The 20,890-nt window shown below is 64.0% G+C and carries 21 protein-coding genes; 15 read left to right on the plus strand and 6 right to left on the minus strand.

Going from position 1 to position 20,890, the window contains the following annotated elements; genetic code table 11:
• Positions 1-284: 284 nt before the first annotated feature.
• From MnOB_RS01695 to MnOB_RS01765, 15 genes are all read left to right on the plus strand, one after another.
• The gene (locus tag MnOB_RS01695) at positions 285-779 is read left to right on the plus strand and encodes a cupin domain-containing protein (protein WP_077521349.1); all 495 of its coding nucleotides are present in this window, start codon (positions 285-287) and stop codon (positions 777-779) included.
• Positions 780-816: 37 nt separating this feature from the next.
• Positions 817-1,836, plus strand: a complete 1,020-nt coding sequence (locus MnOB_RS01700) for a hydroxyquinol 1,2-dioxygenase (RefSeq protein ID WP_077521351.1) — start codon at positions 817-819, stop codon at positions 1,834-1,836.
• 91 nt (positions 1,837-1,927) lie between these two features.
• Entirely contained in the window at positions 1,928-3,391 is a 1,464-nt protein-coding gene (locus MnOB_RS01705) for an aldehyde dehydrogenase family protein (RefSeq protein WP_077521353.1), read from the plus strand.
• 8 nt (positions 3,392-3,399) lie between these two features.
• On the plus strand, positions 3,400-4,467 hold the full coding sequence (locus MnOB_RS01710) for a maleylacetate reductase (protein WP_077521355.1): 1,068 nt from the start codon (positions 3,400-3,402) through the stop codon (positions 4,465-4,467).
• A gap of 105 nt (positions 4,468-4,572) precedes the next feature.
• Positions 4,573-5,448, plus strand: a complete 876-nt coding sequence (locus MnOB_RS01715; protein WP_077521357.1) for an intradiol ring-cleavage dioxygenase — start codon at positions 4,573-4,575, stop codon at positions 5,446-5,448.
• Positions 5,445-5,756, plus strand: a complete 312-nt coding sequence (locus MnOB_RS01720) for a YciI family protein (RefSeq protein ID WP_077521359.1) — start codon at positions 5,445-5,447, stop codon at positions 5,754-5,756. The genes MnOB_RS01715 and MnOB_RS01720 overlap by 4 nt, the downstream gene beginning before the upstream one ends.
• The gene (locus MnOB_RS01725; RefSeq protein WP_077521361.1) at positions 5,753-6,079 is read left to right on the plus strand and encodes a Rieske (2Fe-2S) protein; all 327 of its coding nucleotides are present in this window, start codon (positions 5,753-5,755) and stop codon (positions 6,077-6,079) included. The genes MnOB_RS01720 and MnOB_RS01725 overlap by 4 nt, the downstream gene beginning before the upstream one ends.
• A gap of 568 nt (positions 6,080-6,647) precedes the next feature.
• On the plus strand, positions 6,648-7,538 hold the full coding sequence (locus MnOB_RS01730; protein ID WP_077521363.1) for a LysR family transcriptional regulator: 891 nt from the start codon (positions 6,648-6,650) through the stop codon (positions 7,536-7,538).
• Positions 7,539-7,857: 319 nt separating this feature from the next.
• Positions 7,858-9,207, plus strand: coding sequence for an outer membrane beta-barrel protein (locus MnOB_RS01735; RefSeq protein WP_077521365.1), 1,350 nt, complete (start codon positions 7,858-7,860; stop codon positions 9,205-9,207).
• A gap of 81 nt (positions 9,208-9,288) precedes the next feature.
• Positions 9,289-10,596, plus strand: a complete 1,308-nt coding sequence (locus MnOB_RS01740; protein WP_077521367.1) for an ABC transporter substrate-binding protein — start codon at positions 9,289-9,291, stop codon at positions 10,594-10,596.
• 70 nt (positions 10,597-10,666) lie between these two features.
• The gene (locus tag MnOB_RS01745) at positions 10,667-11,389 is read left to right on the plus strand and encodes an ABC transporter ATP-binding protein (protein ID WP_077521369.1); all 723 of its coding nucleotides are present in this window, start codon (positions 10,667-10,669) and stop codon (positions 11,387-11,389) included.
• Between the two features lie 4 nt (positions 11,390-11,393).
• The gene (locus tag MnOB_RS01750) at positions 11,394-12,095 is read left to right on the plus strand and encodes an ABC transporter ATP-binding protein (protein ID WP_077521371.1); all 702 of its coding nucleotides are present in this window, start codon (positions 11,394-11,396) and stop codon (positions 12,093-12,095) included.
• A 2-nt stretch (positions 12,096-12,097) separates the two neighbouring features.
• Positions 12,098-12,961: a branched-chain amino acid ABC transporter permease gene (locus MnOB_RS01755; protein WP_077521373.1), complete on the plus strand. Its 864-nt coding sequence runs from the start codon at positions 12,098-12,100 to the stop codon at positions 12,959-12,961.
• On the plus strand, positions 12,961-13,977 hold the full coding sequence (locus tag MnOB_RS01760; protein WP_077521375.1) for a branched-chain amino acid ABC transporter permease: 1,017 nt from the start codon (positions 12,961-12,963) through the stop codon (positions 13,975-13,977). Before MnOB_RS01755 ends, MnOB_RS01760 begins: the two co-directional genes overlap by 1 nt.
• 133 nt (positions 13,978-14,110) lie before the next feature.
• On the plus strand, positions 14,111-15,040 hold the full coding sequence (locus MnOB_RS01765) for a LysR family transcriptional regulator (RefSeq protein WP_077521377.1): 930 nt from the start codon (positions 14,111-14,113) through the stop codon (positions 15,038-15,040).
• A 283-nt stretch (positions 15,041-15,323) separates the two neighbouring features.
• On the opposite strand, the gene MnOB_RS01770 is transcribed toward MnOB_RS01765, so the two are convergent.
• The 6 genes from MnOB_RS01770 to gcvT form a co-directional block, all read right to left on the minus strand.
• Entirely contained in the window at positions 15,324-15,710 is a 387-nt protein-coding gene (locus MnOB_RS01770) for a hypothetical protein (RefSeq protein WP_077521379.1), read from the minus strand.
• A gap of 363 nt (positions 15,711-16,073) precedes the next feature.
• Positions 16,074-16,253 (minus strand): hypothetical protein, encoded by a 180-nt coding sequence (locus tag MnOB_RS01775; protein ID WP_077521381.1) that lies wholly within the window; start codon positions 16,251-16,253, stop codon positions 16,074-16,076.
• 98 nt (positions 16,254-16,351) lie between these two features.
• The gene (locus MnOB_RS01780) at positions 16,352-16,990 is read right to left on the minus strand and encodes an SCO family protein (protein ID WP_077521383.1); all 639 of its coding nucleotides are present in this window, start codon (positions 16,988-16,990) and stop codon (positions 16,352-16,354) included.
• Positions 16,991-17,010: 20 nt separating this feature from the next.
• On the minus strand, positions 17,011-18,789 hold the full coding sequence (locus MnOB_RS01785; protein ID WP_077521385.1) for a multicopper oxidase family protein: 1,779 nt from the start codon (positions 18,787-18,789) through the stop codon (positions 17,011-17,013).
• Between the two features lie 364 nt (positions 18,790-19,153).
• The gene (locus tag MnOB_RS01790; RefSeq protein WP_077521387.1) at positions 19,154-19,714 is read right to left on the minus strand and encodes a hypothetical protein; all 561 of its coding nucleotides are present in this window, start codon (positions 19,712-19,714) and stop codon (positions 19,154-19,156) included.
• A gap of 293 nt (positions 19,715-20,007) precedes the next feature.
• A partial coding sequence (gene gcvT / locus MnOB_RS01795; RefSeq protein ID WP_077521389.1) for a glycine cleavage system aminomethyltransferase GcvT occupies positions 20,008-20,890 on the minus strand: 883 nt, incomplete at its 5' end.

The following is a 20,890-nucleotide window of genomic DNA, read 5'->3' on the forward strand; positions in this document are numbered from 1 at the left end:
GAGGATTAATTGGGATGTTATTGCCTCTGCTGGAAAGACCTTTTCTGTGGGGTGGAATAATCGATTAACTCGATTTATCTGTTCGATAGAGTCTTCCTAAAGCACTCGCCAACCGACCTTCTGCCCGGCGAAGTCAACCGCATGTCACGCTAGAAGGCCCGATATAGAGCGCTCCGTGCACTGTTCGCGTTTTGCAAACACTGTTGTCGCCCGGCTTGGAATTGTTGCCGGCAGGCGCCCCTCGTAACGTTCACTCACCACTACAACAACAAACGGTGAATGAGATGAGCACTGCCGCGTTCCATACCGTCTTCGGCTCGCTCGACGACCATCGCATGGGGTCGATCGAGATCATCCAGGGCGAAGCCCGCCACTACGCGTTCTCCAACATCTTCGACGTCGCCAGCCGTTCCGCCCCCTATGAAAAGGTGGTGGTCGGCCTGAACCTCGGCTACGTCATCGAAACCCTGCGTGCCGAGGGCACCTCGCCCTGGTACACCGCCGCCCACGACGAGTTCGCCATTTCCGTGGACAGCGAGGTGCGGGTGGATTTCCTCAAGCTCGACGAACCCCTGGCGGATGGCGAAGGCACGCACCTGGCCGGCGAGCAGCCCAAGGGGCGCCCGATGGGTTACGTCCTGCTCAAGCGCGGTCACCAGACCCTGCTGCCGGCGGGCTGCGCCTACCGCTTCGAAAGTGCGCGCCCGGGTGTGCTGCTGTTGCAGACCATCAAGGGGCCGCTGTCGGTGGAGAAGTGGGCAGACATCTGCCTGAAGTGACCGCCTGACCCACAACCAGAACAAAAGGACATCCACCATGGCCATGCTCGAAACCCTCGACACTTCCGCCAGCTTCGCCGCCGATGAGGTCGAGGCCAGCCTGCCCGATGCCGTCACCGGCTACCGCACCTTCAAACTGGGCGCCTTCACCCTGTCCCGCGACGAGTATTTCGCGCGCATCCAGTGGCCGGCCAAGGGTCAGCAGCGCTCGCACCTGATTCCCGCTGACGCCTTCCTGCGCGCCACCATGCGCGATGTGGCCTGGGGCTTCTTCTATGGCTGGGTGAACTTCGATGAAGTGATCGGCACCCGCAACCACTACGGCAAGGTCGACCTCTACGCCGGCACCTTCAACGGCGTCCTGCGCGAGGCGGGTGTCGACTACACCGAACAGTTCGAGACGCCGAAGATCATGGCCACCTTCAAGGCTATCTTGCGCGACTGGACCAACGCCGGCTTCGACCCCTTCGCCGCACCGGAAGAGACCGGCAGCGCCTTCGGCCGCAAGAACGGCGACAACATCGAAGCCATCGAGCGCTTCCGCGTCGCCACCCGCCGCATGCCGGGCCTGCCGGATGACTCGCCGCTGCGCAATGACCTGCCGGTGAACCGCCAGTTCGCCGACGTGCCCCAGGACGAGCCGGAAATCCATGCCGCCGAAGGCTTCGAAGGCGAGCTGCATGCCTTCAATCTCTACAAGTACCTGTCCCGTTCCGACGTGACCTGGAACCCCTCGGTCAGCTCGGTGTGCAAGGCCAGCCTGTTCTGCCCGACCACGGAGGAATTCATCCTCCCGGTGTTCCACGGCAATGACCGGGTGGAGTGGTTCCTGCAACTCTCAGACGAAATCATCTGGGACGTCGCCGACAAGGACGATGGCGCCCCGCGTGCCCGCATCACCATGCGTCCGGGCGACATCTGCGCCATGCCCGCGGACATCCGCCACCAGGGCTACTCCACCAAGCGCTCCATGCTGCTGGTGTGGGAGAACGCCACGCCGAACCTGCCGCAGCGCTACGAGAGCGGTGAGCTGCCGCCGTATCCGGTGGAGTTCTGATTCCACTGTTCCCTCTCCCTCTGGGAGAGGGAGCCACTTCATGCCACACACAGACGCCGTGCTTGGTCACGGCGTCCGGAGAGCTTTACCCATGCAGAACCAACTCTTCATCGATGGCCGCTTCGTGCCGGCCCAGAAGGGCGGAACCATCGAAGTCCTGTCGCCCCATGACGGCTCGCTGATCACCCATATCGCCGCCGCCGAAGCCGAGGACGTGGACCTGGCCGTCGCCGCCGCCAAGCGTACCTTCCCGGCCTGGGCCGCACTGTCGGGCGCCGAGCGCGGCCGCCTGCTGCTGAAGCTGGCGGACAAGATCGAGGAGCACCTCGAAGAGCTGGCCCAACTGGAATCCCTGGATACCGGTCACCCGATCCGTGATTCCCGCAGCCTGGATGTACCGCGCACCGCCGCCTGCTTCCGCTACTTCGGTGGCATGGCCGACAAGATCGAAGGTGCGGTGATCCCGGTGGAAACCGGCTTCCTCAACTACGTCCAGCGCAAGCCCATCGGCGTGGTCGGGCAGATCGTGCCGTGGAACTTCCCGCTGATGTTCACCAGCTGGAAGATGGGCCCGGCGCTTGCCGCCGGCAACACGGTGGTCATCAAGCCGTCGGAGATCACGCCGTTGTCTACCCTGCGCATCGCCGAACTGATGAAAGAAGTCGGTTTCCCCGATGGTGTGGTCAACGTGGTGCCGGGTTACGGCCACACTGCCGGCCAACGCCTGGCCGAGCACGTGGACGTGGGCAAGATCGCCTTCACGGGCTCGACCGCTACCGGCCGGCGCATCGTCGAAGCCTCCCAGGGCAATCTCAAGCGAGTGCAACTGGAACTGGGCGGGAAGGGCGCCAACATCGTCTTCGACGACGCCAACCTGGAGGCAGCCGTGAACGGCGCCGCCTGGGCGATCTTCCACAACCAGGGACAGGCCTGCATTGCCGGTTCGCGGCTGATTCTCCACGAGCGCATCGCCGACGAGTTCCTCGAGCGCTTCATCGGCCTGGCTCGCTCCATTCGCCTGGGCAGTCCGCTGGACCCCAACACCGAGATGGGGCCGCTGACTTCTGCTCAGCACCGCGACCGCGTGCTGGACTATGTGGACATCGCCCGCGCCCAGGGCGGCCGCATTCTCACTGGCGGCAAGGTGCCCAACGATCCGGCGCTCGCCGACGGCTATTACATCGAGCCCACCGTGGTCGAAGCCCAGCCGGACCACCGTGTGGCCCAGGAAGAAGTGTTCGGCCCGTTCGTCACCGTGCTGCGTTTCTCCTCGGATGAAGAAGCCTTGGCAATCGCCAACGGCACCCAGTACGGGCTCGGCAGCGGCCTCTGGACCCGCGATCTGCAACGTGCCCACCGCATGGCGGCGAACATCCATGCCGGTATGTGCTGGATCAACTGCTACAAGCGCGTCAGCCCCGGCAGCCCGTTCGGCGGTTTGGGCCAGTCCGGTTATGGCCGCGAGATGGGCTTCGAGGCCATCCATGACTACACCGAGGCCCGTTCGGTGTGGGTCAACGTGGACGCGAAGATTCCGCCCCATTTCAAACGTTGAGGTTGAACATGAATCCCTTCATCTACCAAGGCCTGGCCTCTCGCGTGGTGTTTGGCTGGGGCAAGCTGGAGACCCTGGCCGAGGAGCTGGACAAGCTCGGTGCCCGTCGTGCGTTGATCCTCACCACCCCGGAACAGCGTCACCTCGGCGAGCGGGTGGCAGCGATACTTGGAGAGCGTTCCGCCGGGGTCTATCCGCAGGCGGTGATGCATGTGCCGGTGGAAGTGGCCCGAGCCGCTCGCGAAGAGGCGGCGCGGCTTGGAGCTGACTGCTGTGTCGCCATTGGCGGTGGTTCCACCATCGGTCTGGGCAAGGCCATTGCCCTGGAGTCCGGCCTGCCGATCCTGGCAGTGCCGACGACCTATGCCGGCTCCGAGATGACCCCCATCTACGGCCTCACCGAGAACCGCCTGAAGAAGACCGGGCGCGATTTCCGCGTGCTGCCGAAGACGGTGGTCTATGACCCGCAGTTGACCCTGAGCCTGCCAGCGGCGATCTCCGCTTGCTCCGGCATGAACGCCATGGCCCATGCGGTGGAAGCGCTTTACGCCCAGGACGCCAACCCCATCATCACCCTGATGGCGGAAGAGTCGATTCGCGCCCTGGCCGAGTCGCTGCCGGGCGTGGTCGCCAACCCCGAAGACACCGAAGCCCGCAGCCGTGCGCTCTACGGCGCCTGGCTGGCCGGCATCTGCCTGGGCTCGGTGGGCATGGCCATTCACCACAAGCTCTGCCACACCCTGGGTGGGACCTTCAACCTGCCCCACGCCCAGGCTCATGCGGTGGTGCTGCCCCATGCCGCGCATTACAACCGCGAGGCTGCTGCCGAGCCGCTGCGTCGCGCCGCCCGTGCCCTGGGGGGCAAGGAGGCGGAAGAAGTGGGGCCACTCCTGTTCGCGCTCAACCAGAAACTGGGCATTCCGGCCTCCCTGGCCGAGATCGGACTGCCCGAGGAAGGACCGGCGGAAGCCGCCGCGATCGCCTGCGCCAGCCCCTACTACAACCCGCGTCCGTTCGAGCGGGACGCCATCGAAACCTTGCTGCTTTGCGCCTGGAAAGGCCTGCCACCGGCCTGACGTCCCACGTAGGGTGCGCCGCGCGCACCAGTTCCCGCACACGCGCTTTCTCGTGCGCACGGCGCACCCTACGGGCAAGAAAACCTGGAGCCACGGGAACACAAGATGAACAACATCCCGACTAACGAATCGAAGATTTCCGCACAGGCGGTTGCCGCCTTCGCCAATACGCCCAACCCGCGCCTGCGCCAGTTGGTGCAGGGGCTGGTGCGCCACCTCCACGCCTTCGCCAGTGAAGTGGAACTGACCGAGGAGGAGTGGCTGGAAGGCATCCGCTTCCTCACCGACACCGGCAAGAAGTGCGATGGCACCGTGCGCCAGGAATTCATCCTGCTCTCGGATGTGATTGGTCTGTCCATGCTGGTGGATGCCATCAACCATCGCGCCAGCGAAGCCGCGACCGAAACCACGGTGTTCGGGCCTTTCTACATCGCCGGCATGCCCGAGCGTGACCATGGCGAGAACATGGCCTTCACGTCTGGCGAACCCGCCCTGGTGCAGGGTCGGGTGCTGGACGCCGCTGGCGAACCCATCGCCAACGCCGTGCTGGATGTCTGGCAGACCGCGGAAAACGGCATGTACTCCGGGCAGGACCCGGATCAGCCGCTGACCAACCTGCGAGGCCGCTACCGCACGGACGCCGAAGGCCGCTTCGCGATCCGGACCATTGTCCCGGTGAGCTACCCCATTCCCACCGATGGCCCAGTGGGACGCCTGCTCCAAGCCAGCGACCGCCACCCGTGGCGTCCGGCGCACCTGCATTTCATGGTCATGGCCGAAGGGCGGCGCACCCTGGTCACCCACCTGTTCAACCATGACGACCCCTACCTGGAGTCGGATGTGGTGTTCGGTGTGAAGGACTCGCTCAAGGTGGTCTACGAGCCCTGCCAGGGAGGCCATCCGCTGGCGGCAGCGCATGGCATCGACGGCGCGTTCCGCCTGGCCAGTTACGACTTCGTGCTTGAGCTCGCAGCATCATGAGCCAGTATTTCGCGGTATTCGCCACCGACAAGCCGGACCAACTGGCCCTGCGTAACCAGGTGCGCCCGGCCCATCGCGAGCACCTGCGCAATCCCTATCCGCACCGGGTGGTGGTGCGCCTCGGTGGCCCCACCCTGGACAGCGGCAACGGTCGCATGAACGGCACGCTGTTGGTGGTGGAGGCAATGAGCCTGGGCGACGTGCAGGCTTTCCTCGGCGATGACCCCTACGTACGCGCAGGGTTGTTCGAGCACATCGAGGTTCGTCCCTGGAACTGGGGCCTGGGCAATCCGGAGCTGCGCGGATGAACTTGCTCTGCACGTTGGACGCCATCGTTGACGGCGGCGCACTCGCGCTGGAGGCCACGCTGGAGGGTAGGGCGCAGCCGCTGGTACTGGTCCGTCGTGGCGAAGAAGTGTGGGGATACCACAACCGCTGCCCGCATTTCTCGGTGCCGCTGGACTTCCGCCCCGGCGAGTTCTCCACCTACCGCAGCCAGGTACTGATGTGCGCGCACCACAGCGCCTTGTTCCGCTTCGAGGATGGCCACTGCATCGAAGGCCCCTGCGCCGGCAGCCGGCTGGAAGCGGTGCCAGTGCGGGTTGTGCAGGGGAGGGTGGAGCTTTTGTAGGTGGATCTCCTCCAAGAGGATTGCTTCTGTAGGGGCGAATTCATTCGCCAAGCGGACCGAAGGTTCGCCGTTACAGGAACGAGCCACAGTTGGCCCCGGCACGGACTGCTCCCTCTCCCTCTGGGGTGAAGCGGCATGCTTTCGGAAGCACTGCTTTCGTTGCCGATGAACGCCTGAGCGCGAAGCGATCGGGCTGGGGCGCAGGGCGGGGTTGGGGTGAGGGAAGCGGATGCGTTCTCGGTGTTGGGCCATGTTGGGCTTCGCTGCGCTCTGACGGAACGCCGCCCGCACCAACCTACGGGGCAGCTGCGCTGCCCTTGGCGAATGAATTCGCCCCTACAGGATTGTGCCGGAGGTGGGCGCGGAGTCACCCCTCGCCCTCTGGGAGAGGGGCCGGGGCGGGCCGCGTTCGGATGAGGGTGGCAGCTGGCCGGCTCGGTGCCTAACCATTTCGCGAATGAGTTCGCCCCCACAAGGATTCGCAAGCCGTCTGCGCCTTAACAAATGCCAATGCCCAAATCCGCTAAACCTGTGATAACGGCCCCTCGTTCCTCACAGGCGGTTAGCGATGAACCTGTTCGAAGACATGCGGGTATTCGTGGTCGTGGTCGAGACCGGTGGCTTCTCGGCGGCGGCGCAGCGGCTGAATATCGTCAAGTCGGTGGTCAGTCGGCGCATGAGTGCTCTGGAGCGGCATCTGGAGTGCCGGCTGTTCAATCGCACCACGCGACGCCTCAGCCTGACCGAAACCGGTCTGGACTACTTCGAGCGCGCCCAGCGCATCCTGCGTGACCTGGCCGAAGCCGAGGAAGCGACCCGCAGCCTGCAGAGCGAGTTGCGCGGACGCTTGCGACTCGCCGCACCCATGTCCTTCGGGCTGAAGCACCTATCGCCGGCACTCAATGAATTCATGCGCGTCCATCCCGGCCTGGAGGTGGAGCTGGACCTCAACGACCGCTACGTGGACCTGGTCAACGAAGGGTACGACCTCACTCTGCGCATCGGCCGGCTGCCGGATTCCACCCTGGTGGCCCGTGAATTGGGGCCCTGTCCCCATGCGGTCTGCGCCAGTCCCGAATACCTGGCGGCGCATGGCACCCCGCAAGTCCCGGACGACCTGCGCGAGCACCAGTGCCTGGGCTACAAGAACCGTGCGAACAGCAGTCAGTGGCAGTTCCTCATGGGCCGCGAGTGGCGTTCGGTGGCAGTGCGGCCACGGCTGATCGCCAACAACGGCGAAGTGCTGGTGCAGGCGGCGGTGGATGGACTGGGGCTGGTTTCGCTGCCGCGCTTCCTGCTGAATGAGGGCCTCGCCAGCGGCCAACTGGTAGAGGTGCTGCAGGACTTCCCGCTGCCCAACTCGCAAATCTATGCGGTCTGCCCGCCGGGTCGCCGGTTGCCGGCCAAGGTGCGGGCCCTGATCGACTTTCTGGTCCAGCGATTCGCTACCAATCCGTAGGGTGCGCCATGCGCACCGCAGCGACACCCTGGAGTGCTAACAAGGCTGGTGCGCGCGGCGCACCCTACGTCCAAGCCCTGCCGCAGTTGCGCGATTCCGTCCGATAACCGCCCGTCCCGCATCCCTTCGTTCCCGCTCCGGCCGCTCTAGCACCGGCTGCGCAGCATTGTTCGCGAAGCACGAACACTCATATCGCCGAAACCGGAATTGTTGGCGGGGAGGGGCGCTTGTAGCTTGCGATCCAACCGAGCAACCAGACCCGCACTGCCGCGGTGCACACCTCGGTTTCAGGCTGACTAATAACAACAAGGTAGCTGCCATGATTTCTCGCAAGCCCCTTTTCGCGTCCTCCCTGTGCGCGCCGGTCCTGGCGGCCGCCGCGCTGTTTCCCGCATTCACCCAGGCTGCCGAGCCGGGGCCGTCCGGTTCGCTGTTCCGCAGCGCTTTCGGCGACGGCCTGGAAAAGGATTACGGCATCAAGGTCCATGGATGGGCACAGGCTGGCTGGATCTACAACGACAACGGCAGCGATGACGTAAGCAAGCAGGCCTTCTTCAACAATGACGAAGGCTTCAACCTCAACCAGTTCGCCCTGGCCATCGAAAAAACACCCAAGGGCAATGTGATCGGTCGCGTCGGTCCGTTCCCCGGCCCGATGCCGCAGGAAGCCGACTGGGGCTTCAACGTCACCGCCCTCTATGGCAAGGACGCGCGCTTCTTCAAGACCTACGGCTTCGACGAAGACCTGGGCGTCAACCGCAGCGCGGATGCCAACGACGAGAACTTCAACATCGCCCAGGCCTACCTGGACTTCTACATCCCGGTACTCGGCGGCTCCAACCTGATGCTCGGCGTGTTCCACACCCCGCTGGAGAACGAGATCGGCTTCGCCCTGCCAAGTCCAGCACCCACGGACTTCTACAGCCACACCTATTCCTTCATGCACGGCCCGGCCAAGCACACTGGCGCGCTGTACTCCTTCAAGCTTCCGCAGGAAGAGGGCGGCAGCATGCTCGGCTTCGAACTGGGCGTGGTGCAGGGCTGGAACAACATGCAGGACCCCAATGGCGACCCGGACGTGATCGCCAACCTGCGCTGGCGTTCGGCGGACTTCCGCACCTGGGTCGACTGGGAAAACATCTACGGCAATGGCGCCGGCGACAGCTTCGCCGAGTGTGCCTGCGGCTCGCCGATTCCGGCCGGGACCGATGACCAGGACCTGACCCGCTATGCGTCGTACCTGACGGTCTCCCACGTGCTGGATGATCGCAACCGGGTCGCGGTGGAGTTCAACTACGGCCAGCAGGAAGACGCCGCTTTCGCCGGGTTCGCCGACAAAGGTAACGCCCACTGGTACGGCACCGACCTCAACTGGTACCACCGCCTGGACGACAACCTGATGTGGAACAGCCGCGCCGAGTGGTTCTACACCGATGCGCCGGTGCACGTGGTGATGGCCAACATCGACCCGCAAACCGGCATTCCCGACCCGAGCTGGGGCAGCTTCTACGGCTTCACCACCAACCTGGCCTGGACGCCGGTGCCGAACGTTCGCCTGCGCCCCGAGCTGCGCTACGACATCCACAGCGGCAACGGTCGCGACGCATTCGGTGGCGGCCAGGAAGACAGCCAGTTGATCGGCTCCTTCGACATCACTGTCTTCTTCTGATCCATCCGCACCTACTGCCTTCCCGGCCGGGCCTCTTTGCGCGCCTGCGCCGGGTCTCATTCTCCAGTCGAGGTATCCGTCATGGACAACAACAAGAAACTCCTCGGTGCCGGGCTTTCCCGGCGTGATTTCCTGCGGGCCAGCGGCGTCGTGGCTGGCGGCTCGCTGCTCGCAGGCTTTTCTTCAGGGCCGCTGCTGGCCGCGGAGAAGGTCATCCGCATTGGCTATGTCAGCCCGCAGACCGGACCGCTGGCGCCTTTCGCCGCGGCGGATGGCTACATCATCGAAAGCCTCGCCTCGGTGCTGAAGAACAGCATCACCGTTGGTGGCCAGCGCTGCCGTCTGGAGGTGATCGTCAAGGACAGCCAGTCCAACCCCAACCGCGCCGCCGAAGTGGCCAACGAGCTGATCCTCGAAGACGGCATCGACCTGATGCTGGTGTCGTCCACCCCGGAAACCACCAACCCGGTGTCGGACCAGTGCGAGATCAACGAAATCCCCTGCATCTCCACCGTGGCACCGTGGCAACCCTGGTTCTTTACCCGTGGCGGCAAGCCGGATGAAGGCTTCCAGTGGACCTATCACTTCTTCTGGGGCCTGGAAGACGTGATCGCCACCTACACCGCGATGTGGGGCGGCATGGGCAGCAACAAGGTGATCGGCGGTCTGTTCCCCAACGACGGTGACGGCAACGCCTGGGGCGACGGCAAGCTGGGATTCCCGCCGGTACTCTCGCAGAAGGGCTTCCAACTGGTGGACCCGGGTCGCTTCCAGAGCCTGACCGACGACTTCTCCGCGCAGATTTCCGCCTTCAAGAAAGCTGAGGCGGAGATCGTCACGGGTGTAGTCATTCCGCCGGACCTCACCACCTTCTGGACCCAGGCGCGCCAGCAGGGCTTCCAGCCCAAGGCCATGTCGGTGGGCAAGGCGCTGTTGTTCCCCTCGGCAGTGGAGGCCCTGGGCAAGGCGGGGCACAACCTCTCCACGGAAATCTGGTGGAGCCCGAGCCATCCCTTCAGCTCATCGCTCAATGGACTCAGCGCCGGCCAGTTGGCCGCGCGCTACACCCAGGCCACCGGCAAACAGTGGACCCAGCCGCTGGGCTTCGTCCATGCGCTGTTCGAGCTGGCGGTGGACATTCTTCAGCGCACCGAGGAAGTGGGTAACCCCGAAGCCACCCGCGATGCCCTGTTGAAGACCGAACTGAACACCGTGGTCGGCCCGGTGAGCTGGAAGAACGGCCCGGTGAAGAACGTCGCCAAGACGCCGCTGGTGTCGGGCCAGTGGCGCCTGGGTGGGCCCTTCACCTACGACCTGGTGATCACCAGCAACCAGACCGCGCCGCAGATTCCTCTGGGTGGGGAGATGCAGGCGATCACTTACGGTTGAGTTCTTACCCCCTCTCCCCAGCCCTCTCCCCCAGGGGGGAGAGGGAGTCGTATGAAGCAGGTAACAACACATGCAACAACTCCTCGTACTGGAGCAGGTGCACAAGAGCTACGGCTCGGTGAAGGTGACCGACGACCTCAGTCTGGCGCTGGCGCCGGGTGAAGCGCTTGGCATCATTGGGCCCAACGGCGCCGGCAAGAGCACGCTGTTCAACCTTATCGCCGGTGGCGTGGCCGCCGACAGCGGGCGTATTCACTTCCAGGGTGAAGATGTCACCCGCGAACCGGTGTTCAAGCGCTGCCAGCGTGGCATCGGCCGCTCCCATCAGATTCCCCATCCCTTCGTGAAGATGACGGTGTTCGAGAACCTGCTGGTGGGTGCCACCTTCGGCGCCGGACAGAAGGAAAAGGACGGCCATGCCTGGTGCGCTCACATACTCGAACTGACCGGGCTGATGAAGAAGGCCAATGCCCTGGCTGGTTCGCTGACATTGCTGGAACGCAAGCGCCTGGAAATGGCCCGCGCCCTGGCCACCCGGCCGCAACTCCTGCTGCTGGACGAGATCGCCGGCGGCCTCACCGAGCCGGAATGCCTGGAGCTGGTAGGCACCATCCAGGGCATCCACCGTTCCGGCACCGCGATCATCTGGATCGAACACATCGTCCATGCGCTGCTGGCGGTGGCTGGCCGTCTCGCGGTGATCAACTTCGGCCGCAAGCTGGACGAAGGTGAGCCCAACGCGGTGATGGCCAATCCGAAGGTGCAGGAAATCTACATGGGCATCGGGAGCTGAAGGCATGCTGACGATCCGCAAATTGCGCGCCGGCTACGGCGACTTCCAGGCGCTGTTCGGCATCGACCTGGACCTGGCGGCAGGGGAAACCGTCGCCATCATCGGCTCCAACGGCGCCGGCAAATCCACCTTCCTGCGTTCGCTGGCCGGTTTGATCCGCAATGACCCCGGTGCCATTCGCTTCAAAGGCGAGTACATCGGCAGCCTGCCGGCCAACCGGGTGCTTGAACGCGGCATCGCCCTGGTGCCGGAAGGCCGCAAGCTGTTCCCGTCGCTGAGCGTTGAGGAAAACCTGCTCATCGGCGCCTACAGCAAACGCCAGGGCGCCTGGGACCTGGAGCGCATCTACAGCCTGTTCCCGGTGCTGGTGAACCTGCGCAAGCGCCCCGGCACCGCGCTTTCTGGCGGCCAGCAGCAGATGGTTGCAATCGGCCGTGCGCTGATGTCGAGCCCGAGCCTGCTGCTCTGTGACGAAATCAGCCTGGGCCTGGCGCCCACCACCATCAAGGACATCTACGCCGCACTGCCCTCGATCAAGGCCGATGGCACGGCGGTGATCCTGGTGGAGCAGGACATCAACCAGGCCCTGGCCGTGGCGGACCGCTTCTATTGCTTCCAGGAAGGCCGGGTCTCGCTCTCCGGCAAGCCGGGGGAGGCGAGCAAGGAGCAGATCAAGGCGGCCTATTTCGGCCTGGCGGAGGCATGACGATGGAATGGCTCGATACCCTGGCGCAGGGCGTACTTCTCGGTGGGCTCTACGCCCTGTTCGCGGTGGGCCTGTCGCTGATGTTCGGCATCATGCGCCTGGTCAACATCGCCCATGGCGACTTCATCGTCCTGGCCTCCTACCTGGCCCTGGTGGTGGTGGAAACCCTCGGTCTTTCGCCGTTGGCCAGCCTGGTGCTGGTGGTGCCGCTGATGTTCGTGATCGGCTACGGCCTCCAGCGCCAGGTGCTCAACCGCACCCTCGGCAATGACATCCTGCCGCCGTTGCTGGTGACGTTCGGGATGTCGATCATCCTGCAGAACGTCCTGCTGGAGTTCTTCAGTGCCGACAGCCGCAAGCTGTCCCAGGGCGAGCTGGAAGTGGCCAGCGTCGCCGTCGGTGGGCTCAGCCTGGGTGTCATGCCGTTGATGGTGTTCGGTTGCGCGCTGCTGGTGATCGGTGGATTGCAGTTGCTGTTCTACAAGACCCGCCTGGGGCGCGCTTTCCGCGCCACCTCGGATGACCAGCACACAGCGCAGCTGATGGGCATCGACTACCGCCATATCTTCGGCCTGGCAATGGCCCTGGCGATGGCGGTGGTGTCCATTGCTGGCGTGTTCCTCGCGGTACGCACCAGCTTCGACCCCAGCGTCGGGCCGGCACGCCTGCTCTACGGCTTCGAGGCGGTGATCATCGGTGGCCTCGGCAGCCTATGGGGCACCCTGGCCGGCGGCGTGATCCTCGGCGTCGCCCAGGCGATCGGTGCGCGCATCGATCCGGGCTGGCAGATCCTCGCCGGTCACCTGGTGTTCCTGCTGATCCTGGTTTTCCGCCCGCGCGGCCTGTTCCCCCGGAGTGTCGACTGATGAATGCGATGAACAATGCCTACCTCGTCCAGCGGGCTACCCGCAGCAGCCAGGTGGGTCTGGCGCTGCTGGGCGTGCTGGTGCTGGTCCTGGCGTCCCTGCCGTTCTGGGCAGATCGCGCGGTGCTGCGCCTGGTGGTGGAATTCTCCTACTACCTGGCGCTGGCGCAGATGTGGAACCTGCTGGCGGGCTACGCCGGAATGGTTTCCGTGGGCCAGCAGGCCTTCGTCGGCCTCGGCGGCTACCTGCTCTTCGTGCTGGCTTCGCAGCTCGGCGTGCCGCCATTGGCAGCGGTGTTCCTCGCCGGGCTGGTTGTTGCGCTGCTGGCAGTGCCTACGGCGTTGGTCCTGTTCCGCCTGCGTGGCGCCTACTTCGCCATTGGCACCTGGGTGGTTGCGGAGGTGTTCCGCCTTGGGCTGGCGCAGGTCGGTAGCCTGGGCGGCGGTTCCGGACAGAGCCTGCCGGCGTCCATCGTGCGGCAGATCGGCAGCAGCCGCGATGGTCGCGAGATGCTGCTGTACTTCAGTGCCCTGGCCATCGCCGTCGGCGCGGTGCTGGTGGTCTACCTGCTGCTGCGCTCGCGCCAGGGGCTGGCGCTCACTGCGATCCGCGATTCCGAGCCGGCCTCGGGAAGCCTGGGCATCAACGTGTTTCGCACCAAGCTGATGGTGTATGTGCTGGCCGCCGGCTGCACCGGGGTGGTCGGAGCGCTAATTTTCCTGCAGAAGCTGCGCATCTCTCCGGACGCCGCCTTCAGCGTGCAGGACTGGACCGCAGCGGTGATCTTCATCGTTATCATCGGTGGCATCGGCACCCTGGAAGGGCCCCTGATCGGCACGCTGATCTATTTCATCCTGCGCAGCTGCTTCGCCGAGTTCGGCGCGCTGTACATGATCATCCTCGGGGGCGTAGCGGTGCTGATGATGCTCAAGGCACCCCAGGGCGTCTGGGGCGTGGTGAGCGAGCGCTTCGGCTGGCAGCTGTTCCCGATGCAAAGAAGGTTGATTGGAGGCTGATCGTTCTTGTAGGGGCGAATTCATTCGCCAAGGGCGGCGCAGCTGCCCCACGGAATCTCAGGGCAGACCTTCGGCCTGCTTGGCGAATGAATTCGCCCCTACAGTTAAGTCATCGCCAGCAACGGAAAACACCATGGACCGCCTGCTCAGCATCGAAGCCTTCGTCCGCGTCGCGGAAACCGGCAACTTCGCCAAGGCCGCCCAGCAACTGGGGGTGACCCGCTCGGTCATCAGTCATCGCATCCAGCAGCTGGAAGAGTTCATCAGCGCGCCGCTGTTCCACCGCAGCACCCGCCATGTGCGCCTGTCGGAAGTCGGGGAGACCTACTACAAGGAATGCGCCGACATGGTGGCGAGCTTCAACAGCCTGACGGAGCAGATGCGCGACCTGCGCGCCAAGCCGACCGGCAAGCTGCGTATCCAGATGCTGCCGGGCTTCGCCCTTGGTCACTTCGGCGGCCTGCTGGCCGAGTTCACGGACCTGTATCCGGACATCGAGGTGGACGTGATCGTCAACGACCGGGTGGTGGACCCGATCGAGGAAGGCTTCGATGTGGCCTTCCAGATGTTCCCGCCACTGGCCGAGTCGCTGATCGAGCGCAAGCTGTTCTCGGTGCGCCGGCTGTTCTGCGCCGCTCCGGAATATCTGGAAAAGCATGGAGCGCCCAGCGTGCCGGCGGATTTGCAGGCGCACAAGGTGGCGCTGTACGAGGGTTACCCGTCACGCAACAAGTGGGTGTTCAACGGTGATGAGCAGGTGGAGCTCAACCTCACCGGACAGGTGCGTTCCAACTCGGTTCACCTGCTGCGGGACTACGCCGTGACCGGCGCTTGCGTGGTCTGTCTGCCGACTCTGGTGGCCAGTGATGACCTATTGGCCGGGCGTCTGGTGCCGGTGCTCACCGACTACTCGCTGACGTCCTTCAACTTTTCCGCGGTCTATCCGGCGACCCAGCGTCGGGCGCTGAAGGTACGCACACTGATCGATTTCCTGGTGGAGAGCATCAGCGATGAACCGGCCTGGGACCGACCGCTGCTGGAACGTGGCTGGGTACAGCCCTGATCCGGAAACCATCGGCCATGTCTTCAGGCGCCTTGTAGGAGCTAGCTTGCTAGCGAAAAGGAGCCATTCGCTGGCAAGCCAGCTCCTACGGGTAATGCAGCTACTTGCAACACTTATTGCGGCTACAGCCTTGTCGATGGGTATCGCAGGCTCCACCCATCCTACGAAGTGCCGAGTCGTACAACCTCAGCCCCAAAAAAGACTGAAGGCGCCACATGGGGCGCCTTCTGCCTTTCGAGGATTTGCATACATCGTGATTGCCTGCCTCTGAACTGCTCCGGGATCAGCTGATGCGGTTGGCGCCAGTGCGGTCGGCACCACCTTCGGCTACACGCAGGGCCTGCGAGCGTTCGGAACCGTTTTCAGCCACATCGAAAGCCTTGGTGCGATCGGAGCCGCCTTCGGCAACCCGCAGGGACTCGGAACGCTCGGAACCGTTTTCAGCCACGTCGAAGGCCTTGGTGCGGTCGGAACCACCTTCGGCAACCCGCAGGGACTCGGAACGCTCGGAACCACTTTCAGCAACCCGCAGGGACTGGGAACGCTCGGAGCCGCTTTCAGCGACGCGGTGGACGTTGGTGCGATCAGCGCCACCCTCGGCAACCGAAAGGGCGAAAGCAGAGGCGGACAGGCTGGCGAAGAACAGGCTGGCGAGGATTTGCTTTTTCATTTTGGGCACCTTGGTTTGGGGGTGGTGTTTGTCTGTGGGGCCCATGTTACTGATGTGATTTCGATGAAGAAGTGATCCTGGGTAATGGTTACCATCGACGTTAATGATAGTTATGGAGTATCCATAAAAAACAATAGGTTAGGTGTTTTTATGAGGCGCAGTTACGCAGAGTGGAAAGGCTTTTTCCAGAAAGCGTGATAATCGATTTATTCGATGTAATTGTGCGGGGTAGTGACAGTGCAGCGATGAAAGCCCCTTGCTAGAGCGGTTTCGGCGCTACAAGCGTGCTTTCGGCGGGATGCGACGGATTGGGGGAGCAGAAGTAGCCGCGCCCACCCATGGTGGGCGCGCGGCGGACTGGCGTCAGCGCTTACCCATGGAGCGGCGAGAACCGCGCGGGGCGGGGCCGGGGCGCTGACCGCGGTCGTGACCCTTGAGGGTGAGGTGATAGGGGACGTTCTTCTTCGGCTTGGCCGGAGTGGTTTCGGCGGTCGGGGTTTCCGCCGGTTGGGCGTCGACCTGGTCGATGTCTTGGCTGGTCATGGTGTTCTGCTGCTTTCAGGCTTTGGCCCGTGGCTGGGCCGGAGGCGCGCATCATACACCAGCCGGCCTCCGGGCGCTCCCGGAGGCCTCTGGTTGGCTCAGGACGGTTGCTGGATGTCCCAGCCAGTCAGCTCGACACGGTGGTCCACATGGTTGATAGCGGAAAGGATGTGCGTCGGATCGGTCAACGCCGGCGCCATGGTCCAGCGCCCGATGGGTTCATTGCCGATTCGCACCATGCCGGTGTGGGTCAGCTGGTTGCCATCGACGATCGGGTCCACGTCATAGAACCCCAGGGCGTAGCGCAGTTCGAGGATGTCCTGCGGATCGCCGGTGAGGTATTCCCAGCCCGGGCCGATGTGGAACTTGTCCACGTATTCCTGCAGGTGGCGCGGCTGATCCAACTCGGGTTGCAGGGTGATCGAGTACATGAAAATGTCTCGTCCCACCCGGTCGCCGAGCATCTGTTGCACCTTGCGCAGGTTGGCGGTGGCGGTGGGGCAGTTACGGCCACAGCTGGCGTACATCATATTCAGCACGACGACCTTGCCGCGCAGCAGGTCCCGGTAGAACTCCACCTTCCGGCCCTGATGGGTGAAGAGCGTCGGGTTGGGAAAGCGCCCGTCGCCCTGACGGGGTTGCGGCTGGCGTTCCGCGGCGATACCCAGCGAACCCAGGGTGGCGAGCCCCAGTACGCCGGCGCCGAGGCCGCCGATCAGGTTTCTGCGAGTGTTCATGGAAAGTCCTCCCGCGGCCGTTAGACGAGGTCGAAGCGCAGCATCATCGCGTGGTCTTCGTGGATCAGGTTGTGGCAATGCATCACGTACTTGCCGACGTAGTCACGGAAGCGGATGAAGACGCGGATGGTCTCGTTCTTGTTGATCACGTAGACGTCCTTGCGTCCCTGTTCGTGGGCCGGGATGGGCTGCGACACGCCATTCCTGATGCGCGCGATGATGCGGCCTTCCTCCAGGTGGATGTGGATCGGGTGCGACCAGCCATTGTCGATGTTGACCAGCTCCCAGATCTCTCCACGTGCCCTGGGCACGGTGAAGCGCGGTGCGTTGACGTTGACGAACTGGCCATTGATCGCCCACATGTTGTTGGAGCGCTCGAAGACGAACCGGCGTACCGGAGCGGCGGCCACCTCGGCCGGGTCCAGCGGCGGCAGTGGTCGCAGGTTGGCCGGTACCTGGCTGAGGTCCTGCTCAGACGGCCAGCGGTCCACCACTATCTTCAGCACACGTACACCGGGTTCCTTGATGTCCTTGGGACCACGGGTTTCCTCCTGGCGCATGCGGTTGACCAGATAGAGGGTGGTGCCTACCAAGTACTTGGAGAAGTCGACCACTATATCGGCACGTTCGGCGACGCCCAGGGTGACGCTCTGCTGGTTGAGCAGCGGCTTGGGCAGCAGGTTGCCGTCGTTGGCGATGTAGGTGAAGTTCTGCTTCACGTTGTTCGGGTTCACCAGAGAGAAGGCGTAGAACAGGCTTGGTCCGGCGTTCAGCAGGCGGAAGCGATAACGACGCGCGGCCACCTTGAGCACGGGTTCAACCATGCCATTGACCATGACCTTGTCGCCCAACACGCCTTCGGGATTGATCTCGTCGTAGTAGAGGTTGCCCGCGGCATCGAAGCGGCGATCGGCGAACTCCAGTGGGTAATCGTAAGGATGGCTGGGCAGACGCAGCGCCCCGGGCGTCGGATCAGCCTCGTTGCCCGAGTCCAGGTGGTCGTAAAGCAGGTAGAAACCCACCAGGCCGCGGTAGAGGTTCGAGGCTGTGAAGTCCAGGGTGTGGTCGTGATAGAAAAGTGTGCCCAAGGCTTCGCGGAAGTCGCCGGTGCTGTTCGGAGGGGTATCAAATCCGGCATAGGCGTTGGGGTAGAGATGGTCCTTGAACTGGCCCTTGGCGGTCAGGGTCGGGCCGGCCTTGGTGGCGCTGTAGTAATCACCGGGAAAGCCGTCGCTTTCCGAACCACTGTGCAGATTGTGCAGGTGGGTCGATATCTCCGGCGTGCCGAACCCCGTGTGGTTTGCCGGCAGGTCGTTGTAGATGCGGCAGATCATCGGGTGGCCGTAGTGGGTCATCACGGTGGCGTTAAATTCATTCGCCGGGGTGTTGGCTGCGCGATACGTCCAGACCTTCTGTGGTGGGTAGGCTGGATTGACCACCCAGTCGGTGCGTTGCTGGGCGCGCAGCTCGTAGTACTCGGCGGCGGGGCGGAAGCGAGCCCAATGCTGGTGCCGACCCCTGCCGGCTTCGCCTCCGGCGATGTTGGCCAACTCGGTGGGCGCGGGTGTCAGGGAGGGAACGCTGGCTGCGGGCACGATCTGGTTGGGCAGCTCCATCACCCAGGGCACGGTGGGCGGACTGGGTGGTAGTACGATCGGGACGCTCGAGGCCTCGCTGGCCGGGGCGCGCAGTAACGCTGGCGCAGCTGCCGCGGCGGCGGACAGTTTGAGGAAATCGCGCCGGCCTTCGTCCACCGACCTGTCTTTCTTGTTTTTTTGTCGCGGGTCTTTGCCTTTCATGAGTGTGCACTCCAACCTCCCCACCACGAATTCGCGTGAACGGCCCGCCATGGATGCAATGCTCCAAGGCTCTTTGTCCCCATCCGTTCGCACGAAGGTGCAGGCCGTAAAGGGTGAATCTGCTCGCACGGCCAATTCGCCAATAAATCGACTAAAGACCTCTCATTTACGATGCGCAATTTGATGGGTGGCAATATTTTGTCGCTATTTAGGGCCGGTGGCTGCTGGCTCTAGGCATTGCGCGGTGTGTTTCGGGATGTTTCGCGATGACGGGCGGTGGGCGTTGCGGGGTAGGCGGTAGAGCCTTTTGGAGCAGGGCGAGAGGCGGTCGGAGAGGTGGAAATTCCGACCGCCTGAGGAGGAACTACTTGTAGTTGTATTTGTCGTGGAACATGGCGATCTGTTTGACCGGCTTGGGCTCTTCCTTGGTCAGGACGTACACCACGCGCTGGCCTTCGGGGCCGCCGCCGATGTCCACGTAGCTGAAGGTGGGCTCGCCGATGCGGTACATGTCCATCATGTCGCCGTAGCGGCTGAACACATAGATGATGCCTTCTTCGTCACGCAGTTCGCCGTAGAAGGGCTGGGCGGGCGGCAGGCTGATATCGATGAAGCGCTTGGCGGAGAGGGTCTTGATGTCCTTGCCCTGATCGGCGGCTTTCAGGACCAGGATGATGTCGCGGCCGAAACCGTCCTTCTTGCCGGCGCTCTGTTTGACCGGGGCAGTGCCGCTCTTCACGTATTCGCGGTAGGTGGCGTAGTCGTCGAAGACGAACAGTTCCTTCTCGGTGCGGATCTGGTACCAGTCTTCGTTATCCAGGGCCACCGGCTTGGCGGGGGCCGGGGCTTGCACGGCGCAGGCGCCGAGGGTGGCGGCCAGCAGGGCAGCAGCCAGGGGCTTGATCAGGTTCTTCTTGTGGTTCATCGGAGGTCCTCCCCAGGAAAGTTGAGCAGAGAATCTGCCTGCGCTGGATGACCGGTTGATGACGGCTTTGTGTCGCTCTGATGAATAGGGAAGACGTTGTATTTCAGTTAGTTAGAAGCATTTCTTCAGATTGGCTGATTTCCGCGGCTACCTGGTAGGGTGCGCCGCGCGCACCGAAGCCATCGCTCGGATTGCCTGGTGTGCACGTGCTGTTTTCCAAAAAAGAAAAGGGTGAAGACTTGCGTCTTCACCCTTCAAGGCCCCGCCGTGGCGGGGCAGTTGGGGACTCTGTATCAGCCGCGGTAGTAGCGCTGCGGCACGAAGGGGGTCTTCGCGACTTTCATGGCGACGCGCTTGCCGCGCACCAGGGCCCAGACTTCGCTGTCCAGGGCGGCGTGGCTGGCGGCGACGTAGCCCATGGCCACCGGGGCGCCGAGGCTGGGGCCGAAGCCGCCGCTGGAGACGCGGCCGATCACGGTGCCCTCGGCATCGACGATCTCGGCACCTTCGCGTACCGGCACGCGCTCCTGCGGCAGCAGGCCGACGCGCTTGCTCGGTACGCCGTCGCGCTGCTGGGCGAAGACCTGGCCGGCGCCGGGGAAGTTGCCGGCACGCAGGCCGTCGGCGCGGCGGGCCTTGGAAATGGCCCAGACCAGGCTGGCCTCCACTGGGGTGGTGGCGGGGCTCATGTCGTGGCCGTAGAGGCACAGGCCGGCTTCCAGGCGCAGCGAGTCGCGGGCGCCGAGGCCGATCGGCTGGACTTCCGGCTGGTCCAGCAGGGCACGCGCCAAGGCGTCTGCATGCTCGACCGGAACGGAAATCTCATAGCCGTCCTCGCCGGTGTAGCCGGAGCGGCTGACGTAGCACTCGACGCCGTCCAGGCGCACGCTGCCGAACTGCATGAAGGTCATCTTCTTCACTTCCGGGGCGAGACGACCGAGTACCTCGGCGGCTGCCGGGCCCTGCAGGGCGAGCAGGGCGCGGGACTCGAACAGCGACTCGATCGTGCACTGCTCGGTGAGGTGCTTCTGCAGGTGCGCCAGGTCCTGCTCCTTGCAGGCGGCGTTGACCACCAGGAACAGGGTGTCGTCCGCCAGGCGGGCGACCATCAGGTCGTCGAGGATGCCGCCGTTCTCGTCGGTGAACATCGCGTAGCGCTGCATGCCCACCGGCAGG

The sequence above is a fragment of the Metapseudomonas resinovorans genome (assembly GCF_002003485.1).
In the GTDB taxonomy this organism is placed as follows: domain Bacteria; phylum Pseudomonadota; class Gammaproteobacteria; order Pseudomonadales; family Pseudomonadaceae; genus Metapseudomonas; species Metapseudomonas resinovorans_D.

Coding starts and splice junctions, on each gene's coding strand:
- MnOB_RS01695 (WP_077521349.1), top strand. CDS start 285: ATGAGCACTGCCGCGTTCCATACCGTCTTCGGCTCGCTCGACGACCAT.
- MnOB_RS01700 (WP_077521351.1), top strand. CDS start 817: ATGGCCATGCTCGAAACCCTCGACACTTCCGCCAGCTTCGCCGCCGAT.
- MnOB_RS01705 (WP_077521353.1), top strand. CDS start 1,928: ATGCAGAACCAACTCTTCATCGATGGCCGCTTCGTGCCGGCCCAGAAG.
- MnOB_RS01710 (WP_077521355.1), top strand. CDS start 3,400: ATGAATCCCTTCATCTACCAAGGCCTGGCCTCTCGCGTGGTGTTTGGC.
- MnOB_RS01715 (WP_077521357.1), top strand. CDS start 4,573: ATGAACAACATCCCGACTAACGAATCGAAGATTTCCGCACAGGCGGTT.
- MnOB_RS01720 (WP_077521359.1), top strand. CDS start 5,445: ATGAGCCAGTATTTCGCGGTATTCGCCACCGACAAGCCGGACCAACTG.
- MnOB_RS01725 (WP_077521361.1), top strand. CDS start 5,753: ATGAACTTGCTCTGCACGTTGGACGCCATCGTTGACGGCGGCGCACTC.
- MnOB_RS01730 (WP_077521363.1), top strand. CDS start 6,648: ATGAACCTGTTCGAAGACATGCGGGTATTCGTGGTCGTGGTCGAGACC.
- MnOB_RS01735 (WP_077521365.1), top strand. CDS start 7,858: ATGATTTCTCGCAAGCCCCTTTTCGCGTCCTCCCTGTGCGCGCCGGTC.
- MnOB_RS01740 (WP_077521367.1), top strand. CDS start 9,289: ATGGACAACAACAAGAAACTCCTCGGTGCCGGGCTTTCCCGGCGTGAT.
- MnOB_RS01745 (WP_077521369.1), top strand. CDS start 10,667: ATGCAACAACTCCTCGTACTGGAGCAGGTGCACAAGAGCTACGGCTCG.
- MnOB_RS01750 (WP_077521371.1), top strand. CDS start 11,394: ATGCTGACGATCCGCAAATTGCGCGCCGGCTACGGCGACTTCCAGGCG.
- MnOB_RS01755 (WP_077521373.1), top strand. CDS start 12,098: ATGGAATGGCTCGATACCCTGGCGCAGGGCGTACTTCTCGGTGGGCTC.
- MnOB_RS01760 (WP_077521375.1), top strand. CDS start 12,961: ATGAATGCGATGAACAATGCCTACCTCGTCCAGCGGGCTACCCGCAGC.
- MnOB_RS01765 (WP_077521377.1), top strand. CDS start 14,111: ATGGACCGCCTGCTCAGCATCGAAGCCTTCGTCCGCGTCGCGGAAACC.
- MnOB_RS01770 (WP_077521379.1), bottom strand. CDS start 15,710: ATGAAAAAGCAAATCCTCGCCAGCCTGTTCTTCGCCAGCCTGTCCGCC.
- MnOB_RS01775 (WP_077521381.1), bottom strand. CDS start 16,253: ATGACCAGCCAAGACATCGACCAGGTCGACGCCCAACCGGCGGAAACC.
- MnOB_RS01780 (WP_077521383.1), bottom strand. CDS start 16,990: ATGAACACTCGCAGAAACCTGATCGGCGGCCTCGGCGCCGGCGTACTG.
- MnOB_RS01785 (WP_077521385.1), bottom strand. CDS start 18,789: ATGAAAGGCAAAGACCCGCGACAAAAAAACAAGAAAGACAGGTCGGTG.
- MnOB_RS01790 (WP_077521387.1), bottom strand. CDS start 19,714: ATGAACCACAAGAAGAACCTGATCAAGCCCCTGGCTGCTGCCCTGCTG.